Consider the following 19,798-nt stretch of genomic DNA (forward strand, 5'->3'; position numbering starts at 1 on the left):
AGATGGTATGTTTTCCGAGCGTGCACTGCCCGAATACAAGAGTTGCTTTAATGTCTGAAATGAAAGCTGATGACCTGAACATCGAATCGATAGAGACCCTGATGACGCCTTTGCAGTTGAAAGAACAGATGCCACTGGAAGGCAAGGCGTTGGAATCAGTGCAAAACGCCCGGCAAAGCATTTTCAATATCCTGGACAGGAAAGACCCCAGGCTGTTTGTTGTGGTAGGGCCCTGTTCAATCCATGACCCGAAAGCGGCCATGGATTATGCTCACCGTTTGAAGGAACTGGCTGCCAAAGTGGATGATACGCTGTGCCTGGTGATGCGTGTCTATTTTGAGAAACCGCGCACTTCTGTGGGCTGGAAAGGTCTGATTAACGATCCCTTTATGGATGATACCTTCCAGATTGAAGAAGGTCTGAAAATCGGTCGTCAACTGCTGCTGGACATTGTGTCGCTTGGCCTGCCTGCGTCGACAGAAGCGCTGGATCCGATTTCGCCACAATACCTGCAGGACCTGATTGCCTGGTCAGCTATTGGTGCAAGAACCACTGAGTCCCAGACTCACCGGGAAATGTCGAGCGGTCTGTCATCAGCAGTGGGCTTTAAGAATGGTACTGATGGTGGCCTTACCGTGGCTGTGAACGCAATGCAGTCAGTTAGCAGCCCGCATCGCTTTCTGGGCATCAACAAGGAAGGACAGGTTTCGGTTGTTCGCACCAAGGGTAACCCGTATGCACACGTCGTATTGCGTGGTGGCAGCAGCGGCCCTAACTATGACTCGGTGCATGTGGCAAAAGCAGAGCAGGCACTGGAAAAAGGTGGTGTTAACCAGAACATCATGATCGATTGCAGTCATGCCAACTCCAATAAGGATCCACAGATTCAGTCACTGGTACTGAAAGATGTGACCAATCAGATTCTGGAAGGTAATCAGTCCATTATTGGTTTGATGCTGGAAAGTAATATTAATTTCGGCAACCAGAAAATCCCCAAGAACCTGGATGATCTGAAATACGGTGTGTCAGTGACGGATGCCTGTATCGATTGGGCTGAAACCGAAAGAAGCATTCTGGAGATGGCAGACAAGCTTCGTGATGTGCTGCCCAAACGTGTGGCTGACTAACGTCAGACGACGGGCACCTCAGTTTTTTTTGTGGTTTGAGTGGCGGGCGAGGTCTGTACCTGGTTGCGACCGTTGTTTTTTGCGCTATACAGTGCATGGTCGGCACGTTGGTAGGCTTCGTCGAGTGCCTCTTCTCGTGAGTGATCAAACTCACTGATACCCAGGCTGATTGTAATTCTGATAGGTTTGCCGTTTACTTGGAACGTCGCCTCTTCTACTTTTCTTCGCAGGTTTTCAGCAACCTCTGCCGCCTTTTGGGCGGAACTGTGCCTGAGCAAGATGGCAAATTCCTCGCCACCCCACCGGCAGACCAGGTCACTGCTTCGAACCGAGTTTCGTAAAATGGCAGCAAGTGACTTCAGGACTTCATCCCCGGTCAGGTGGCCATATTCATCGTTCACCTTTTTAAAATGATCAATGTCCAGCAGGATCAGGCTGGGTGGTCGGCCGTGACGTTGTTGCAGGACCAGTTCTTCCTTGACCAGTAAGTTAAACAGACGGCGGTTTGCCAGTCCGGTTAACTCATCCTCTGTTGCCAGGCGTTGCAAGCGGCGATTACTGTCTTCCAGCAGTGCTTGCTGCTCCTGTATCCGGGATTCCTGGTTGAGCTGAACAGTCGTGTTGCGCCACTGGATCAGTAACAATGCCAGAGCCACACCGGTAGCGGTTAATCCGTTCACCCGGTTCGACAACAGGATTTCAGGGTCTGTCTGAGTGATGCCGACAGCATAGTAGAAGCACACATAAAGCACTGAGCAGATGACAGTGGCATGCCAGGGAGGCATGAGAAATAAAACGCCGATTACGGTGCATGCGATAAGAAAGGGCGTGACAGCCGGAGTCACTAATTGATCGACGGTGACGACAACGACCCCGGCGAGCAAAACAGTGATAAAGCCCAGCCAATAGGTAAATCGCAGCATGCCCGGAGCCACTGGTCGTTGACGGCAATGCCAGGCAATTAGCGCCAGCACAGCTGCCGCTATCATCAGTGCAAAGTGATACACGAGCAGCCCGGTTCGCCACTGGGCTTCAGCAGCAGTCGTCGCTTGGTATTGTGAAAACAACCATATATGAGCAGCAGAGACTGGTGAGGCTACCATGCCAATAAAAAAGAAACGGTTAACCGTCCTGTGAATCAGCGTTAGTCGGTATTGCTTGTGCAACGCTCGTTGATGCAGAAATAAATGGCGCAATTTTTCCAGCATAGATGCTATGTTGATCTTGTTTTCAAAAATGCAACATTGCCCGTAAAAAAAAGGCAGGTCAATGACCTGCCTTGAATAACTCATCAGTTCTAGAGGTAAATCAACACAACGATAAAATTAGCGACTCAAGTTTCATTGTGTATCCCTCTTTTTTACTTGCTTGCACTTCTACTACTACACTACTACTGCTTGGGAGGAGCTGGTATTCAGCCGTTAAGGTTCCAGCTGAGGGAAAAGTTACTGGTTACTGACAATGCTCAATGATGCGGTATCGTCTGGTTCAGCCTGACCCTGAGCTATCCATGACTGGACCCAGGGATCTGCCAGCAAGGTGTCAGCATAGCGTTGGGCTTCAGCGCTAAGTACCGCGCCGTAACTGTTAAATATGATGGCTAGCGGTGCATACATGCAATCTGCAATGGAAAACCTGCCGAACAGGTACTCTCCGCCAGCGCCATGTTTACGTCGGCAGCAACTCCAGATAGCATCAATGCGGGCAATTTCATTGGCGATGGGCTCGGGAACGGACAGATCAACGGAGGCTTTACAGTTCATTGGCCAGTGTTCTTTCAAATGCGGAAATTCGGCATGGATCTCGGCGCATACTGATCGTGCTGTGGCGCGCTTACGTGGACTGGCAGGCCAGCCCTTGCCATCCAGCAATGCCTCGGATATGTATTCGCAGATAGCCAGTGAGTCCCAGACCGTGGTTTCCTGATGCAGCAATGCCGGTACTTTCAATGAAGGCGAAAGCGGGCCGAGCTTTTCAGCAGTATTGCGTTGATACAAGGGAACCTGTACTTCATCGAAGTCTATCCCAAAGTGTTTTAATAATAACCAAGGCCGCATGGACCAGGAGGAAAAGTTCTTATTGCCAATGACCAGTTTTACTGCCTTCATGATCTGGCTGCCCCAACTTAGTTGTCGATGAATTTATTCTCAACGGTCTTTTATTGTTCAGCGTTGTAGTTAACCGTTTTTGTTGTAAACCGTCTTCTGTGTTTAAGAGGTTGATATTCGATTAGACAAGAGGTTTATTGCAGCCCGGTGCATAAACAAAGGCGATGTCCTGACTAATTATGGCAAAATGCTGACAAACCAGTCAGGCAAGTCCGCCGTCGATAATGAGGCATGGAGAAATGCGATATAGTCAGCACTGTTGCCAGGCTGACTTAGCATGTCTGAGCAACAACGCTAGAATCAAGTAACGGGCCAGGGTGTTTTATGGCAAGACGCATTGCAATTGTTGAAGATGAAGCCGCAATCCGCGAGAACTACGCTGATGTATTGCGCAAGCAAGGTTATGAAGTACAGACTTTCCCCAATCGCAAAGAAGCGATGAAAGCTTTTGATCTGCGACTTCCCAATCTGGCGATTATTGATATCGGCCTTGAAAACGAGATAGATGGTGGTTTCGCGCTATGCCAGGCATTGCGCTCCATGTCAGAAGCATTGCCAATTATTTTCCTGACCGCGCGGGATAATGATTTTGATACCGTCAGCGGGTTGCGTATGGGCGCTGACGACTACCTGACCAAGGACATCAGTCTGCCACATTTGTCTGCGCGTATCGCGGCGCTATTCCGCCGCCAGGATGCCTTGAATCAGCCGACATCGCCAGAGAACCTGTTGCAGCGTGATCAGCTTGTACTGGATATAGGCCGATTGACGGTGCAGTGGGACGGGCAATCAGTGCCGTTAACGGTCACAGAATTCTGGATGGTGCATGCTCTGGTCAAATTTCCCGGTCATGTCAAAAGCCGTCAGGTGCTGATGCAGGAATCCAAGATATTTGTCGATGGCAGTACTATTACTTCGCATATCAAACGGGTGCGTAAAAAGTTTATTCAAGTAGATTCCGATTTTGACTGCATTGAGACGGTATACGGCATGGGCTATCGCTGGAATACGCAGCCGGTAGCCGGGGCAGAAAGCTGATATGTCACTTAGGTTTCGGGTCGATTAACCATGGCAGGCATCTGGAGAACACCTTTTGGTATTCGCTTCAAGCTGGTTTTCCTGTCCAGTTTTTTGCTGGTTATCCCCTGGCTGGGTTACCAGTATATCCTGGAAATGGAGGACTACCTGCGCCGCGGCCAGGAAGAAGTGGTTCTGGGTACCGCACAGGCACTGGCGACAGCCCTGAATGAGCGGCCAGAACTGTTTGATGAAGGGACGTTCTCACCTGCTGCGAAACGTCCGGAAAACCTCTATGTGTACCCGATCTATTATTCCATGTCGCTTGATGACAGTGCGACCATGGACTGGCGGGACTATCAGCGGTATGAACTGCCCTATGGACGGGCCAATACCATTGCCACACCGTTAAACCAGCAGAGTGAGTTTTCGCGTTATTACCATAATGATGATTCACTGAACTTCCGTCTGCTGGTAGGTGAACATAATCGTTACCTCTATGCCTATATCAAGGTTGTTGACGACAACCTTGTATACCGCTCACCAGACAGTTTGAGTATTCATCGCAGCGACTTTCTGCAAATTTCCATGGTCAACCCGGATAACGAGTTGACCCGCTATGTCATCTCGCCCAGAGGGCCTGAGTTTATCTATGCCTATCGCCTGGGCGAAGATATTCGGGATATTGGTGCTCTTGTCCATGAAGAGCGAATCAATGGCCAGTGGTACGAGACCAGTGACGGTTACACAGTCGAATTGCGTTTGCCGTTGAACCTGCTGGGCGATCAGCTGGGTTTTGCAATCTACGATGTCGATGACCCCCAGGCCAGGGACGTGTCCGCCGTAGTAGCCACCTCTGATGTGAACAGTGCCGAGCGACTTGGCAGCCTGCTGCGCCCAACGCCTGAGATAGATAAAATCGTCGAAGGCATGGGGCATACCAATTCCAGGATACAGGTGGTTGATCGTAATAATCGGGTACTGCTGAGCGTAGGTGATATCCAGTCGGCCACTGGTTTGGCGCTTTCCAGAGAACCCGCTGAGGACCAGATCAACAAATACTGGCGCTATGTAGAAGACAGGGTGTTGCATCCGATTTATTACCAGATTCTGACCAAACCTTCGAATGACTTTATTGATGACCTCTATGTGGGCAGTACCCTGGAAGGGGCGCACCTGACGGCGGCATTAGCCGGGCAACCGATGACCCAGTTTCGCACGCTGGATGACAGTGAGACCCGTATTCTCGAGGCGGCTCATCCGATCATGGCTGATGGCGATGTAATGGGTGCGGTGGTGGTTGATCAGAACATGAATGGTCTGCGGACATTCCGGAACCAGGCGCTGGAAACACTCTTTAATACCATTCTTGGCGTTATGCTGATCGTCGTCTTTGGCCTGTTTTTCTTTGCTTCCCGTATTTCCTCCCGGATCCGGGGCTTGCGTAATCAGGCAGAGAATATTATTGACGACAACGGGCGCCTGCAAAACACCATCGTCGCCAGCCAGAATTCTGATGAGATCGGTGATTTGTCACGTAGCTTTTTCCATATGGTTGAACGCCTGGGGCAGTACACTAATTATCTTGAAAATATGTCTTCCAGGCTGTCGCATGAGCTCCGCACTCCCGTCACGGTAGTGCGCTCGTCCCTGGAAAATCTCGGTATGGTGGTTAGTGACAAGGAGACGTCTGTCTATATCGAGCGTGCGGAGGAGGGGATTAACCGTCTTAATCTCATCCTTACCAATATGAGTGAAGCCACTCGGCTTGAGCAGATGCTGCAGACCTCAGAGAAAGAGCCAATTGACTTGGCTAAAGTGCTGGCCGGCTGTGTTGAAGGCTACCGTCTTGCTTACCCTGATACGGAGATTCAGGCAGATTTACAGGGACGGATTATGATCCGGGGCGTCCCCGAATATATTGCACAGTTGATGGACAAGCTGATAGCCAATGCAGTGGAATTCAGTTATCAGAACAGGCCGATCACCGTCTATTGCCGGGCCAGTCGTGATAAAGCCATATTGCGGGTGAGTAACTATGGGCCGTACTTGCCTGAAGAAATGAAAGACCGGTTGTTTGACTCAATGATTTCGGTGCGCCCGCAAGAGAAACAAAGGGAGCCTCATCTGGGTATGGGGCTGCATATTGCCCGCTTGATCACAGAGTTCCACCAAGGGCAAATCCGCGCGGAAAATATTGCTGACTATGAAGGCGTTGCCATCACCATGACGGTGCCTCTGTTGCATGAGTAGCGGCAAGGTAGTTGCCGATACCAACAGTTGTCAGACAGAGACCTGTCAGAGAGAAAGCAGTAATAAATAGCGCGGTTCAATCAGCCCTTTGCTCAGTCTGACTCCTGATGGACGGGCACAAAATAATCCGGGGCATTTTTTTTCACTACCTCGGAACTCTCATGCCAGGCATGGCAGGTGTTCAACACAAAAGGCTTGCCTTTGTACCGTGAGTTATCTGAATCTGCTACACGTCGTCGATGATTCTGGAGTGGTTTGATGGTCTGGATGGCAACGGTCGCCATGGGGAACAGTAATTCCGTCAAATGTGTGCAGCCCTGAACGCCTCCGACCTTTTGTCGTATGGCCTGTCGCCAGCCCGGCCCCATGGTTAATCCAATCAGTGATTTGTATGCCGGTGTGATATCCGGGCACATGGCAAACGGGCTATTATCGGTCGCGGCTTCGATGTCTTTGATTTCGAGTTTTTCATTGACTGTGACACGCAATAACATCTCATGTAGCGGGTCCCCAGGCTCGATACTGCCCCGCCAATTGTTCTGAAAGGCATAGGTTTTGGTGTCAGTCAGGTGAGCTTCGATATCAAACAGCCCGTCCTCGCGCTCATAACCGGTGAAATTAATCTGACGGGTGTGTATGTGCTGGCGTTTTGCCGGCTCTGGCAATGGCATTGGCTACCTCCCAATTAGACGCTATCAGTATAACGCAAAAATCGGGCAAGCGTTCGGTTCTGTGGGTTGCTGGCAACCCGGTGCTGGCTACGGCATAATCGCTGTTTTTGGTTTTTCTCAGGAGCGATTTTTTTGTATCGTGCTGAATTTTCGTCAAAAGACATCGAAGTCATAGAGCGTAAGACATTGTTCCGGCGCTTTTTTGCCCTGGAAAGTCTGACAGTCCGGCATCGGCGGTATGAGGGTGGCTGGACAGAGCCTTTCGAGCGAGAGCTTTTTTGTCGCGGCCAGGCCGCAGGTGTTTTGTTGCATGACCCTGAGCGCAACGAAATTGTCATGGTTGAACAATTCAGAATTGGCTTGATTGATAATGTAGAAGAGAGCCCCTGGGCACTGGAACTGGTGGCAGGCATGCTGGACCAGGCTGAGGATATGGAAACCATGGCCAGGCGTGAAATTAAAGAAGAAACGGGCCTGCAGGTGCAATCCGTAACGCCGGTTTGCCAGTATTACAACAGTCCGGGTGGCAGTGATGAAAAAATCCACCTGTATTATGCCCAGGTGGATAGTAGCCAGGCAGGTGGTATTCATGGACTGGCATCAGAAAATGAAGATATAAAGGTTGTTGTGCTTTCGGTATCTGAGGTGCTGGCAGCACTGCACGATGGCCGTATTAATAATGCGATGGCCATTATTGCTCTGCAATGGTTTGAATTGAATTATGGAAACAAACGGTAACGCATTGTCTTCAGACACTATTAACAAGCCACGCTATCGTGTGGATTTATCGGCTTACATGTCGCTGTGTGATGGTAATTATCACCAACTCCTGGCGTTATGGCCGGGTTTGGCCGTGGCCGGTGAGAATCAAACCCGATATTTGCAGATCAGGCACAGGCGCAACGGCAGCAGCAGTGATCATGCCAATAAGTTGCTGGTCTCCATCCGTGTCACTGAGAGTTTTCGCTATACTCAGACACTGGAAATACAGCTGCTGCGGCAGCAACCCGTCTGGCCGGCCAGGTTTCCTAACCTGGATCCTGTTATGCAGGTGAGGGTCTACCATGATGCGATGACGGCTGAGCCGGTAAGTTATCAGGGGCACCGCCGCGTGCCAGTTAAAAATGCGATTCCGAATGAGCGTATGTATCACCAGGACGAGAAGCACCAGATTAATGAGTTTTTGTCAGCCTGGCTGGACCTGTGCCTGCAATCGGGTGTCGAAATGACCCGACACGACCCCTTGTGTACCTGAGTTGAATGGTAGAGAACTAGATTTTGACACAAGCCCTGTATCCACAGACAGATCGGCAGAACCTGGATAATTCGCCCTCCGGTGCGCCGCCCCATTATGTTGTGCAAATGACAGACCCACACTTGTTCGGTACCCCGGGCAGAACATTGCTGGGTATGGACACTGTAAATAGCTTTCAACAGGTACTGAGTCATTTGCCAGCGGATAAAATTGATCATATCGTACTCACTGGTGATCTTGCCCAGGATGCCTCAGCTCCCGCTTATGAAAATTTGATAGCCATGCTGGCTCCGCTAGGCTTGCCATTTACCTGGTTGCCTGGCAATCACGATAACGCAAATTTAATGGCGGAAATTGCCAAAGCTCACGGCGGTGGTATTGGTGACAGGGTAGTTGTCATTGGGCGGTGGCGTCTTATCATGCTGGATACGAGCGTACCCGCAGAGGTGCATGGTGAGTTGTCCGACAGGGAGCTTGCCTGCCTGAAGGCTGAGTTGGAACAGGCAGAGAAGCAGGATCAGTTTTGTCTGGTATGTCTGCACCATAACCCGTTACCGGGCACATCAGAATGGATGCTGGAAATCGGATTAAAGAACGCGGCGGCGTTTCAACAGGTTTTGCAGCCCTTCCGGCACCGGATTGCTGCGGTTCTGTTTGGGCATATTCACCAGAACATTGATCGGGCTGATGAGGATGGAATACGCTATATTTGTACACCATCCACCAGCATTCAATTCAAGCCGCATGTGACAGACTTTGAGCTGGATATTTTACAGCCTGCGTATCGCTGGCTGGAGCTGTATGATGATGGTCGCATAGAAACTGGGGTTTGCCACTTGCAAAACTTTGAACTGACTATTGATATGTCGGCCCCGGGTTACTGAGACAACAGAGAAAAAGGGTAATATGAGCAATAGCTATAACGCTAACGCAATTGAAGTGCTGACGGGGCTGGATCCGGTACGAAAACGTCCAGGGATGTATACAGACACATCACGCCCCAATCACCTGATTCAGGAAGTACTGGATAACAGTGTTGATGAAGCGTTGGCTGGTCACGCCAAGACTATCAAGCTGACATTACAGAAAGATGGCTTCATAGAAGTGGAGGATGATGGCCGGGGTATGCCGGTTGATATTCACCCGGAAGAAGGTGTGTCAGGTGTTGAGCTGATCCTGACCCGGCTGCATGCGGGCGGCAAATTCTCAGATAAAAACTATAACTTCTCAGGCGGCCTGCATGGCGTGGGTGTTTCTGTGGTTAACGCGCTGTCGAGCAAGCTTGAAGTCATCATCAGGCGCGACGGTAATGTTCATCAAATGGACTTCAGGGATGGTGAAAAGGCGAGCGAGTTGAATGTGATCGGTAGTGTCGGTCGCCGTAACACAGGTTCTACCGTCCGTTTTCTCCCCGATGCCAAATACTTTGATTCCCCAAAGGTTTCCATAACCCGCTTAAAGCATGTGCTTCGCGCCAAGGCCGTGCTTTGTTCCGGACTTCGCGTTGTATTCATCGACAACACGGTCAGCGAGGACAAGGCACAAAGTGAAGAATGGTGCTATCAGGATGGTTTGAATGATTACCTGCTGCAGGGCACCGGTGATTACCTGACGTTGCCGGTTGAGCCGTTTAACGGCAGCAGTGCGGGTAATGATGAAGGGGTTGACTGGTCAGTACTGTGGTTGCCAGAAGAGGGTGATGTGCTTCAGGAAAGCTACGTTAACCTGATCCCAACGGCACAGGGCGGGACGCATGTTAACGGTTTGCGCACGGGGTTGCTTGATGCCATGCGTGAATTTTGCGAGTTTCGCAACCTGCTACCCCGAGGCGTCAAACTGACGCCTGATGATATCTGGGAGCGTTGCTGCTTTGTCCTCTCTGCCAAGATGAAGGACCCGCAGTTTTCCGGACAAACTAAAGAGCGTCTGTCTTCCCGACAGTGCGCCGCCTTTGTTTCTGGTGTGGTTAAAGACGCATTCAGTCTGTGGCTGAACCAGCACACAGCAGATGCAGAAGCACTGGCTGAGCTTTGTATCAGTCAGGCGCAGCGGCGTATGAAGGCCAATAAAAAAGTGGCACGCAAAAAAGTGACGTCTGGTCCGGCGCTGCCAGGCAAGCTTGCCGATTGTGCCACTCAGGATGTGATGGCTGGCGAGCTCTTCCTGGTGGAAGGCGACTCGGCAGGGGGGTCAGCCAAACAGGCACGCGATCGTGAAACACAGGCCATCATGCCCTTACGTGGGAAAATCCTGAACACCTGGGAAGTGGATTCGTCAGAGATTCTGGCCTCACAGGAAGTCCATGATATTGCCGTAGCGCTGGGTGTGGACCCGGGGTCAGCAGATCTGGGCGGTCTGCGCTATGGCAAAGTGTGCATCCTGGCGGATGCTGACTCGGATGGTTTGCACATTGCGACGTTGTTATGCGCACTGTTTGTCCGGCATTTCAGACCATTGGTAGCAGCGGGGCGGGTCTATGTATCGATGCCACCGCTGTACCGTATTGATGCCGCCAAAGATGTTTACTACGCGACTGATGATGACGAGAAAAACGGTATCCTGGATCGCATCGCGGCCGAAAGAAAGAACGTCAAAGTTAATGTTCAGCGCTTTAAAGGCCTTGGCGAAATGAACCCGTTGCAATTGCGTGAAACAACCATGAGTCGGGACACCCGCCGCCTGGTGCAACTGGTGCTGCCGGAAGAGGACGGCAAAGCCGGGTACAGTGAAACAGATGAAGCATTGGATATGCTGCTGGCCAAGAAGCGCGCTTCGGATCGAAAGCACTGGCTGGAAGAATATGGCAACCTGGCTGAGATGTTGAACTAATGGATGTGCATGAGAGTGCTTGCTTTAGCAGGCTGCTCTCATGCACACAGGCAAGGGGTTAGAAATTCAGCCGGATACCTGCACGGACACCTGACTGTTCTTTAATTTCAGCATAGCCGGCATTCAGTGAGACCTGGTCTGTCAGGTAGAGCCGGGCAGTGACGTCGTAGCCCACCTCGCCATCAATATCATCCCCGTCAACATAGTTTATGCCGCCTTCAACTTCAAAGTTATCGGTCAACAGCGTCCGTACCCCCAGGTTTGCGCCATAGCCGTCGCCTTCTTCTTCAAATCCTGCGAACTCACCTTCGCTGCCAAGATAGCTGACGCCTGCTACCAGATCTGTGTTTGATGACAGTGGTGTGTGATAGCCCAGACCAAATGAGTAATTGTCGACTTCGATAGGCTCAGAACCAGTGCCAGTAAAGAATGAGCGATCTGATTCGCCTGTGCTATAGCTGCCCTTCAGGAAAAAAGCAGGGCTGATAGAGAATGCTGCCTGAGCGCCATATGATGAGAAATCTTCATCAAAAATTTCGCCTTCGGTATAACCTAGATCCAGATAATTGTAGGAAAAAGGCGAGTTTCCTGGCTGCTGGGCCAATGCTGAACCTGCATAGGCGCAAGTTAAAGTGGCAATACTGGTACCCAGAAGCAATCGCTTAATGTTCATCATAGTCGTCTCTCCCTTCATCTTGTTACTTTTAGATGACTCAATAGTGACAACGAGAGGAAGTAGATATTATTCCAATCAATATTCTGATTATCTCCTGAAAGCTCAAATTTGGTGTAATTAGGTACTATCGTCAACTGTTGTCATTAATTTGAATTAACAACACAGAATAATATCTGTTGTTATTGATATGAATAGCAAAAACTACCTGTCTTGGCTTGACTTTGGTTGTTTAAGGGAAGACACTCGAAACTGATTTGTTCCTGCTGAGTTTAAGACTTTTCCTGAAACTAGCAGTCAAGATGTGAGAATTTCGAAACATTTGCATTGCGTCTCAAACTCTTTGTAATTCGTCTCAGTGTACGGGGCGATAAGGGGCAAATACACCGAGAAAATAGAAGCTTGTCCACGATAATGGATTGTCAAGACGAGCTTCTTGTTGTACTTACTCATTTGAATGATTAACGGATGTAACGAGTGACACATGGAAAACGTCTTATATATCGTTATCTTAGCGCTTCTGCTGGGCACCATTTTGGCATGGTTTCGTACACGGCAATCGACTTCTGATTTTCCTTATCAGCCTCAAAGCCGACTCCTGACGAAAACTGAAACAGAGCTCTACCAATCAATTGTGCAGACACTGAATTCACACCGAAATCTTGATGATTTGATGGTTTTTGCCAAAGTACGCATTGCTGATGTTATCAACCCGGGTAAAGCCCTGGTAGGTAATGACTGGCAGGATGCATACGGGCGCATCAGCAGCAAGCATTTTGATTATGTGGTTTGTACTGCTGAAGACAGCCAGATTCGTTTGATAATTGAGTTGGATGATGGCAATCAGCGCTCTGTTAAGAAATTGCGTCGTGATCACTTTCTGGATCAGATTTGTGCATCGGCATCAGTGCCACTGTTACGAATTCCCGCGCAGCAGGGCTACGATCTGGAAGCGCTTTGGTTAACCATCAATGCCAAGCTGTTGAAGGTGCCTAACGCTATTGATGCTGGTATAGATGAGAAAAGCTCATCATTCCAGCAGAAACCAGCAGATCAGGGAGCCCTTGGCGCTTAACTATAAAGCGCCTCCGCAGCTACTGCCTTGCCCCGCTGTGCAAGCATAGCAGTGCTCGGCGACAGCGATGGCCTGGCCATCAATATGAGTGTTCAGTAAATCCATTAAATGTCTGGCTTGTCCTGGCATGGTGATGCTGAGTTGCTGGTTGAAATCACAGTCGTACAAATTACCCTGCCAATCCACGCTTACCAGGTGCCGGCACATCACGCCAGGAAGGTTTGCGTCCAGGTGGTTTTTTTTCAGCAGTTCCATGTAGGGCTGAAACTGGCCTTTCGAAATCAGAGTGGAGCCAAAGCGTTTGATTGGCATGTTTGCCAGCGCAAATAAATGGTTGAAATCAATATCAAAGTGTTCTTTCAGTTCGCGCTTATAATCATTTTCCAGTGCTAGCTGGTCAGGTGGTAATGATGGCCCTTGCGGGTTATAGACCAGATTCAGGGTGAGTCCGGAATCATTGCGGCCATAACCAAGTTCATTCAGGCGCTGCAAGCCACTAATACTTCGGTCGAATACACCTTTGCCTCTTTGCTGGTCAACATTGGCTACGGAATAGCATGGCAGAGACGCTACGATTTCTACACGATGTTCTGCCAGGAACTCAGCCAGGCTTTCTTGGCCAGGCTCCGACAAAATGGTGAGATTGCAGCGATCAATGACATGAATGCCAGCTTGATACGCATCGCTGACCAGCTTTCTGAAATGGTCGTGCATCTCTGGTGCACCGCCGGTGAGGTCCAGCGTTGTCATACCTCTGGCTTTCATGACGGGGATGATCAGCCGCAGATTTTCTTCCCCCATCATCTCGGTACGATCAGGGCTGGCATTGACATGGCAGTGCAGGCATCGCTGATTGCAGCGGTACCCCAGATTTACCTGCAGTGTGTTCGCTGCATCACGGTAAATGTCAGGAAAATCTGTTACTTCCAATAGCGGCAAGGTGGCATGCATAATCAGGGTGGCTCCTATTGTAGTCTTCCGGGTCAGTCTTCAGTGCGACGTAATAGCAGAAGTGGAATTTTGCTTTCACTGATCATTCGGGACGTATTACTGCCCACGAAAAACTCCCTGAAACGAGAGTGGCTATAAGCGCCCATAACCCGCAGATCAATATTATGCTCTTCCTGAAACTGGGCCAGGGTAGGCAGCAACTCACCCTGGAGAAGGTGGGCCATGACCTGCATCCCTTGATTTATCAGCCGGTTGCAGGTCTCACTGAGTTGTTGGCGGCACTCTTTGCCGCCAACCATAATAAGGTGGCCTTGCAGTCCGGACAATAAACGACTGTGGGCCAGCTCATCCAGCGCGCGATCGCTTTCCGGGGAGCCATCAAAGGCAATCATGTAGCGCTCTGGGGCTTTGAAGTCGCTGGGGGCGACAAGTACCGGTTTGTGAATGGCGCGAACTGCCGTTTCAACCTTGGAGCCAATTCGGTGAGGCTCTGTCTGATGATCCTCGCCGCGGCGCCCGATGACAAAGGCCCGGGTTTCATTCTCGTAATTCTGCAAGGCTTCGCTGATGCTGCCATGCCGCTGTGCGCTGCTGACCTCAATGTTCCCCATTTCACGGATATGAGCCTCAGCATCAGCCAGCAGGTGCCGGCCATGCTCCATTGCCAGGCGGCCGCGCTGCTCATCCAGTGACGTCAGTTCCTCCAGGAGTTGCTCGCGACTGCCCAGACCGATAGTCCCTGACAGATCTTCAAGTACAGGTGATTGAGATTTCTCAATGACGTGTAACAGCCTGACTGGTGTGCTGAGCCTCTGACTTAACCAGCCTGCGGCATCACAGATAGCTCCGGTCATACCTGAGCCATCAATGCAGGCTGTGATGGCTGATGCGGTCGATGATTCAGACATAATGCGCCCCTCACTCCATGACTTGTCTGATTTAGTGGACTCCTATCTTGTCACCTTCATCAGCATTGTCAAACTCACTGAATTTGCTGGCAGAGGATTGTGTTACCTCGTTCTCATGCCACATAAAATTCACGAAACTGCCATCTTTGCTTCACTGATATGTCAAACAACCGGCTTATCGTACCAGCCGGTTGACACTATAAAATTATCAGGGGAACAAGAACATGTCACAACGAAAACGCAGCTTTACCCAGCGCTTGCTGGTTAGCTCGATTGTGCTGGGCCTGGGCATTGCATCGGCATCAGCCTGGGCACAGAGTACAACTTCTGCCATCCGTGGCAGTGTGATTGGTGTAGACGGCAACCCACAGGCCGATACCACGATTGTTATTGAAGATATACGCACAGGCGCCCGGCGCGTCCTGGAGTCAAATTCGAGTGGTGCTTTTTATGCAACCAACCTGCCCGTCGGCGGACCTTACCGTGTAACGGTTGGTGGTGAGCAGTCAGTGATTGTTGACTCGATCGCTTTGGGTGATATCTATAACCTGGATTTGCAGCTTGGTGATCAGCAGGCCGTCGAAGAAGTGCTCGTACTGGGGCAATCCGGTGCTTTCGTAGATGTTGCATCAGGCCCTGCTGCTACATTCTCTACGTTCGACATGAACACGGCTGTCGCGTTCGATCGCGATATCAAAGATGTTTTCATGTATGACCCGCGTATGAACCTGGATACCAACTCTGCCATCAACTGTGTGGGTAAGCACCCGCGCTTTAACAGCATTAGCCTGGACGGTGTCAGTCAGAATGACCGGTTTGGCTTGAATGATAACGGTTACTCTACAGCAACAGGTATGCCGTTTCCTTTCGAAGGCATTTCCCAGGTCGCTGTTGAGCTGGCGCCTTTTGATGTGACTTACGGCGGTTTTACGGCCTGTAACATCAATGCTGTGACTAAGTCCGGTAGCAATCAGTGGACTGGTACTGCCTTCTATGAATATAACAATCAGGACTTTCGTGGCGACTCTCTGACTGTTGATGGCACACAGGCAGACTATAAGTCGCTTGATTACAAAGAAGAAACCCGCGGCTTCAGTGTGGGTGGCCCCATCATGGCTGACCGGCTATTCGTTTATGGCGCTTATGAAGAGCGAGAAGAGCCAGAGTTTATTGCCCAGGGTTTTGCAGGATCCGGGAATGGCGTTGAGCGTCCCTGGTTGAGCCAGTCGGACTATAACCGTATCAGTCAGATTGCCAGTGACGTTTACGGCTACGATGCCGGTGGCCAGGCCAGCGATGGTGCTCAGACCGAAGAGAAATACATGCTGCGCATGGACTGGAATATCAGTGATATGCACGATGCGGCACTGATCTATAATTTTTATGAAGGCATTGAAGATCGCACTTCTGACTCAGACAGCAATGAGTTCGAGTTTGCCAATCATTTCTATCGTAAAGGTGCCGAGTCAGAAACTATGACATTGCAACTGTCTTCACAATGGAGCAGTGCATTGTCGACTGACTTCTTTGTCAGCCGCAATACCATGGACGACTCCCAGATCACGGTAGGACCAAAAGACTTTGCAGAATTCCAGATTGAAATGGATGGCAACACAGTTTATCTGGGTGCCGATGATTCGCGTCAGGCCAATGCCTTGAATACGGAATCAGATTATATGAAGTTCAACCTGGAATACCTGTTAGGTGACAATGTCATCACGGCCGGTTTCGAGCGTGAAGAACTCAGCATCTTTAACCAGTTTGTACAGCACGCCCGTGGCGGTGAGTATCGCTTTTACGATAACTCTGTCGGCAACCCGGCGCGCTGTGACAGCCTGACACCGGCAGGCAGACAGGCTGACCCGGATTGCGGCATGTCAGGCCTGGATCGTTATGAACTGGGTATTCCTGATGATATTTACTACGGTAGCGGTGGTGGTACCAATAACGCTGCTGATGCTGCAGCCAGTTTCAGTAACATTCTGAACACTATTTATATTCAGGATGAATTCCTGATGGCTGATGGCGACCTGACGGTGGTTGCCGGTTTGCGTTATGACTGGTTCACCAGCGATGACAGCCCAGTTTATAACCCGGCTTTCACCGCGCTGAACAATGGCTTGCGTAATGATGCCAATATCGATGGGGTCGACCTGCTGATGCCTCGCTTTGGTCTGACCTGGCAGGCAACCGATGCGCTGACCTTGCGCGGTGGCGTTGGTCTTTATTCAGGTGGTAACCCGAATGTGTGGATCTCAAATGCCTGGAGTAATGACGGTTTGTCTAATGTGCAGGTCAGAGACCGTAATGATGCTGACATGTCTGTATTGACGGACTATCAGTTAAGCGGTCAGGGTCGCCCTGGCTATGATGTTCCGCAGTCATTGAAAGATCAGGTGGCAGCAACCACTGATGCAAATGCTTCTGACAGCTTCCTGGTATTGATTGATCCGGACTATGAGCAGGCATCCGAATGGAAGTTCTCACTGGGTGCCACCTGGAACCTGGCCGATGGGACCACGGTAGAGGGCGATTACCTGTACTCCGTACAGAACGATCCAGCTTATTATGTGGATGTGTCGCAGAGCGTGACCGGTACCACCGCTGCTGGCCAGCCGATCTACAGCGATGTGCGCGGTCAAAGCAACCTGATGTTAACCAACTCAAGTGAAAGTCCTGCCAGCCACGCCTTCTCGCTAATGGTTAACAACCGTTATGACTGGGGACTGGACTGGACGCTGGGTTATGCTTATACGCAGGCAGAAGATGTGAGTCCGATGACATCAGCAGTTGCATCTTCAAATTTCAGCAACCTGGCGCTTTACGATCTGAATAACCCAACGGCTGGCACCTCAAACTACGAGTCACCACATCGATTTACGGCTCGTTTGAGTTACGGTAAAGAGTTTATGGCCGGTTATGAAACGCGTGTCACGGCACAGTGGTTCCGTGCCAAGGGGCAGCCGATCAGTTACACAATGAGTAGCCGCGGTCTGGAGGGTGACAACTCTAATAACCGCCGTCACCTGCTATATGTTCCTGGCGCTAACGATCCTAATGTTATCGCTGGTCCTGACTTTGATATTGCTGCGTTCTCAGCCTTTATTGATGCCAATGGTCTGGGCCAGGGATTTGTGACCCGGAATGACCGTTATACTGAATGGTCTTCTCGTCTGGATCTGAGGCTGGACCAAGAGCTGCCAACGTTCTTTGGTGGCAGTAAAGCGCGGCTGTACATGAAGGTCTATAACCTGATGAATCTGCTTGATGATGAGTGGGGTCACCAGTATGACGCGCAGTTCTTCTCTCCTGACGTTGTGACTTCATCCGTCAATGCGCAAGGACAGTATGTTTTTGAGCGGTTCAACGAGCGTAGTGTCAGTGATCTGCAGGAAGCGCAGTCACTGTGGCAAGTGCGCTTTGGTGTGCAACTGGAGTTCTAGTGCCAGATCGACTTGAGTTTTGATTCTCTCCCAGCCCTTGCGGGAGAAAAAGCGGATCAAGACTTACCGTCTGGCAGGGATTGTCGGACGACAGGGAATGCAATAAGGCCAGGGACTGGCCAATCAGGGATGACTCCCTCATTTTGTAGCGCTGCAGTTGTGATACCTCTGCAGCGCTTTTCTGTCTCTGAAGGATGATCTAAATGATACACAGACACAGTTTCCGTAGACCATTAGCGACTTTACTGGCTTTGATGCTGCTGACTACGCCTTTCGCTGTTTATGCGGAGAAGCCTCTGACATTACTGGTTGGTGTGGACGGATTTCGCTGGGATATTCTTGATCGCTATGAGCTTCCCAATCTGGAACGTCTGGCAAGAGAGGGAGTTCGGGTGAAACACCTGCAACCGGTCATGCCGTCAAAAACATTTCCTAATTTCTATGCCATTGCTACCGGACTGTACCCGGAAAACAATGGTGTACTGGGTAACGCGGGATTTGATCCGGTACTGGAAAAAACGTTTCGTATGAGCGACCAGGATGATAGTCGCTGGTTCGAAGGTGAACCTGTCTGGATCACTGTCGAAAAACAGAACAAGATAGCCGCCACCATGTTCTGGGTTGGCACTGCCGCTGCGTATGAAGGTGTTCGGCCTAGCTATTGGCGGCCTTTCGATGGCAGTGTGGAAAACGACGAACGTGTCGCCCAGGTCATGACATGGGTCGACCTTCCGGTTGCTGACAGGCCTGATTTTATCAGCGTTTATTTTGAAGCACTGGATAGTGCCAGTCACGGTTTTGGTGTTGGCAGTGATGAGGAGGCGGCTGCAGCCAGTGAGATTGATGATCTGGTCGGCAGTCTTTGGCAAGGGTTGCAGCAAAGAGGGTTGCTGTCGCAAAGTCATATTGTTGTCGTTGGTGATCACGGCATGACTAACCTGTCTGCTGAGAAGATCATATATCTGGATGACTATGTAGACCTGAGAGCTGAGTTCTCTCAGTTGTACAGCCCGCAACTCAGTGGTGATCGTCAGGGCAATGCTGTGTATGCGGCTCTTTATGGAGAGCCGGACAACCTTGATTCATTTTATGAGTCAATTAAAGACAGGCATGAGCATCTGTCCGTGTTCAGGAAAGGCGAATACCCAGATTGGTTCCATCTGTCACACCCAGTTCGTGAGCCGGGCCTGGTCATCATGCCGGACAATGGCTGGCTGGTTTCAAAACGGGGAGTGCCATACTATGGCCCCCGGGCGACGCATGGCTTTTCGCCACTGGAAACGGATATGCAAGCGACCTTGCTGGGTTACGGTCCCGCTTTTGCTGAGGGAAAGGACGTGCCCATGCTGCATGTGGTTGATATCTACAGTCTGTTAGTTCGGTTGATGCAGCTTTCACCTGCAAACAATGATGGGAACGCATCACGTGTCCAGGCTTTGTTACGTCAGTGATACGGGCATGGTGGTGCAGAGTTTATTGCGGTACCCT

General features: G+C 50.4%; 16 protein-coding genes. 10 read left to right on the forward strand and 6 right to left on the reverse strand.

The genetic code is table 11. The features are described from left to right. Positions 1–50 precede the first annotated feature (50 nt). Positions 51–1,127 carry a 3-deoxy-7-phosphoheptulonate synthase gene (locus PSCS_RS08140; protein WP_068811584.1) on the forward strand — a complete coding sequence of 359 codons (1,077 nt, stop codon included), beginning with the start codon at positions 51–53 and terminating at the stop codon, positions 1,125–1,127. A gap of 2 nt (positions 1,128–1,129) precedes the next feature. On the opposite strand, the gene PSCS_RS08145 is transcribed toward PSCS_RS08140, so the two are convergent. Next, on the reverse strand, positions 1,130–2,335 hold the full coding sequence (locus PSCS_RS08145) for a GGDEF domain-containing protein (RefSeq protein ID WP_157885668.1): 1,206 nt from the start codon (positions 2,333–2,335) through the stop codon (positions 1,130–1,132). Between the two features lie 237 nt (positions 2,336–2,572). Continuing rightward, entirely contained in the window at positions 2,573–3,235 is a 663-nt protein-coding gene (locus PSCS_RS08150) for a glutathione S-transferase family protein (RefSeq protein WP_068811589.1), read from the reverse strand. Between the two features lie 324 nt (positions 3,236–3,559). Between PSCS_RS08150 and pdsR the strand changes: the two genes are divergently transcribed. After that, on the forward strand, positions 3,560–4,273 hold the full coding sequence (pdsR, locus tag PSCS_RS08155; RefSeq protein WP_068811590.1) for a proteobacterial dedicated sortase system response regulator: 714 nt from the start codon (positions 3,560–3,562) through the stop codon (positions 4,271–4,273). Positions 4,274–4,303: 30 nt separating this feature from the next. After that, on the forward strand, positions 4,304–6,505 hold the full coding sequence (pdsS, locus tag PSCS_RS08160; protein WP_229694582.1) for a proteobacterial dedicated sortase system histidine kinase: 2,202 nt from the start codon (positions 4,304–4,306) through the stop codon (positions 6,503–6,505). Positions 6,506–6,597: 92 nt separating this feature from the next. On the opposite strand, the gene PSCS_RS08165 is transcribed toward pdsS, so the two are convergent. Next, positions 6,598–7,176, reverse strand: coding sequence for a DUF2889 domain-containing protein (locus PSCS_RS08165; RefSeq protein WP_068811592.1), 579 nt, complete (start codon positions 7,174–7,176; stop codon positions 6,598–6,600). Between the two features lie 132 nt (positions 7,177–7,308). Here PSCS_RS08165 and PSCS_RS08170 point away from each other — a divergent pair, with 132 nt between their 5' ends. The 4 genes from PSCS_RS08170 to parE are packed head-to-tail and all read left to right on the forward strand — an operon-like array spanning position 7,309 to position 11,260. Beyond that, positions 7,309–7,914: an NUDIX domain-containing protein gene (locus tag PSCS_RS08170; protein WP_188619120.1), complete on the forward strand. Its 606-nt coding sequence runs from the start codon at positions 7,309–7,311 to the stop codon at positions 7,912–7,914. Further along, complete coding sequence (locus PSCS_RS08175) at positions 7,898–8,431, forward strand: DUF1249 domain-containing protein (protein WP_068811594.1); 534 nt, start codon at positions 7,898–7,900, stop codon at positions 8,429–8,431. Before PSCS_RS08170 ends, PSCS_RS08175 begins: the two co-directional genes overlap by 17 nt. A gap of 23 nt (positions 8,432–8,454) precedes the next feature. Beyond that, positions 8,455–9,315: a 3',5'-cyclic-AMP phosphodiesterase gene (gene cpdA / locus PSCS_RS08180; RefSeq protein ID WP_082866448.1), complete on the forward strand. Its 861-nt coding sequence runs from the start codon at positions 8,455–8,457 to the stop codon at positions 9,313–9,315. A gap of 22 nt (positions 9,316–9,337) precedes the next feature. After that, entirely contained in the window at positions 9,338–11,260 is a 1,923-nt protein-coding gene (gene parE / locus PSCS_RS08185) for a DNA topoisomerase IV subunit B (RefSeq protein ID WP_068811596.1), read from the forward strand. A 58-nt stretch (positions 11,261–11,318) separates the two neighbouring features. Here parE and PSCS_RS08190 read toward each other — a convergent pair whose 3' ends face one another. Further along, a complete protein-coding gene (locus tag PSCS_RS08190) occupies positions 11,319–11,936 on the reverse strand; it encodes an outer membrane beta-barrel protein (RefSeq protein ID WP_068811598.1) in 618 nt (205 codons plus the stop codon). Positions 11,937–12,417: 481 nt separating this feature from the next. Between PSCS_RS08190 and PSCS_RS08195 the strand changes: the two genes are divergently transcribed. Continuing rightward, complete coding sequence (locus tag PSCS_RS08195) at positions 12,418–13,008, forward strand: DUF2726 domain-containing protein (RefSeq protein WP_068811600.1); 591 nt, start codon at positions 12,418–12,420, stop codon at positions 13,006–13,008. Here PSCS_RS08195 and arsS read toward each other — a convergent pair whose 3' ends face one another. Both arsS and PSCS_RS08205 read right to left on the reverse strand, forming a co-directional pair. Next, positions 13,009–13,959 carry an arsenosugar biosynthesis radical SAM (seleno)protein ArsS gene (gene arsS, locus PSCS_RS08200; RefSeq protein ID WP_068811602.1) on the reverse strand — a complete coding sequence of 317 codons (951 nt, stop codon included), beginning with the start codon at positions 13,957–13,959 and terminating at the stop codon, positions 13,009–13,011. It abuts the gene before it with no gap. Between the two features lie 32 nt (positions 13,960–13,991). After that, entirely contained in the window at positions 13,992–14,867 is an 876-nt protein-coding gene (locus tag PSCS_RS08205) for a universal stress protein (protein ID WP_068811604.1), read from the reverse strand. A gap of 224 nt (positions 14,868–15,091) precedes the next feature. On the opposite strand from PSCS_RS08205, the gene PSCS_RS08210 reads away from it, so the two are divergent. Then, positions 15,092–18,310, forward strand: a complete 3,219-nt coding sequence (locus PSCS_RS08210; protein ID WP_068811606.1) for a TonB-dependent receptor — start codon at positions 15,092–15,094, stop codon at positions 18,308–18,310. A 203-nt stretch (positions 18,311–18,513) separates the two neighbouring features. Beyond that, entirely contained in the window at positions 18,514–19,761 is a 1,248-nt protein-coding gene (locus PSCS_RS08215) for an alkaline phosphatase family protein (RefSeq protein WP_082866449.1), read from the forward strand. Positions 19,762–19,798: the final 37 nt, after the last annotated feature.

Source organism: Pseudohongiella nitratireducens (assembly GCF_001642735.1).
Classification (GTDB): Bacteria; Pseudomonadota; Gammaproteobacteria; order Pseudomonadales; family Pseudohongiellaceae; genus Pseudohongiella; species Pseudohongiella nitratireducens.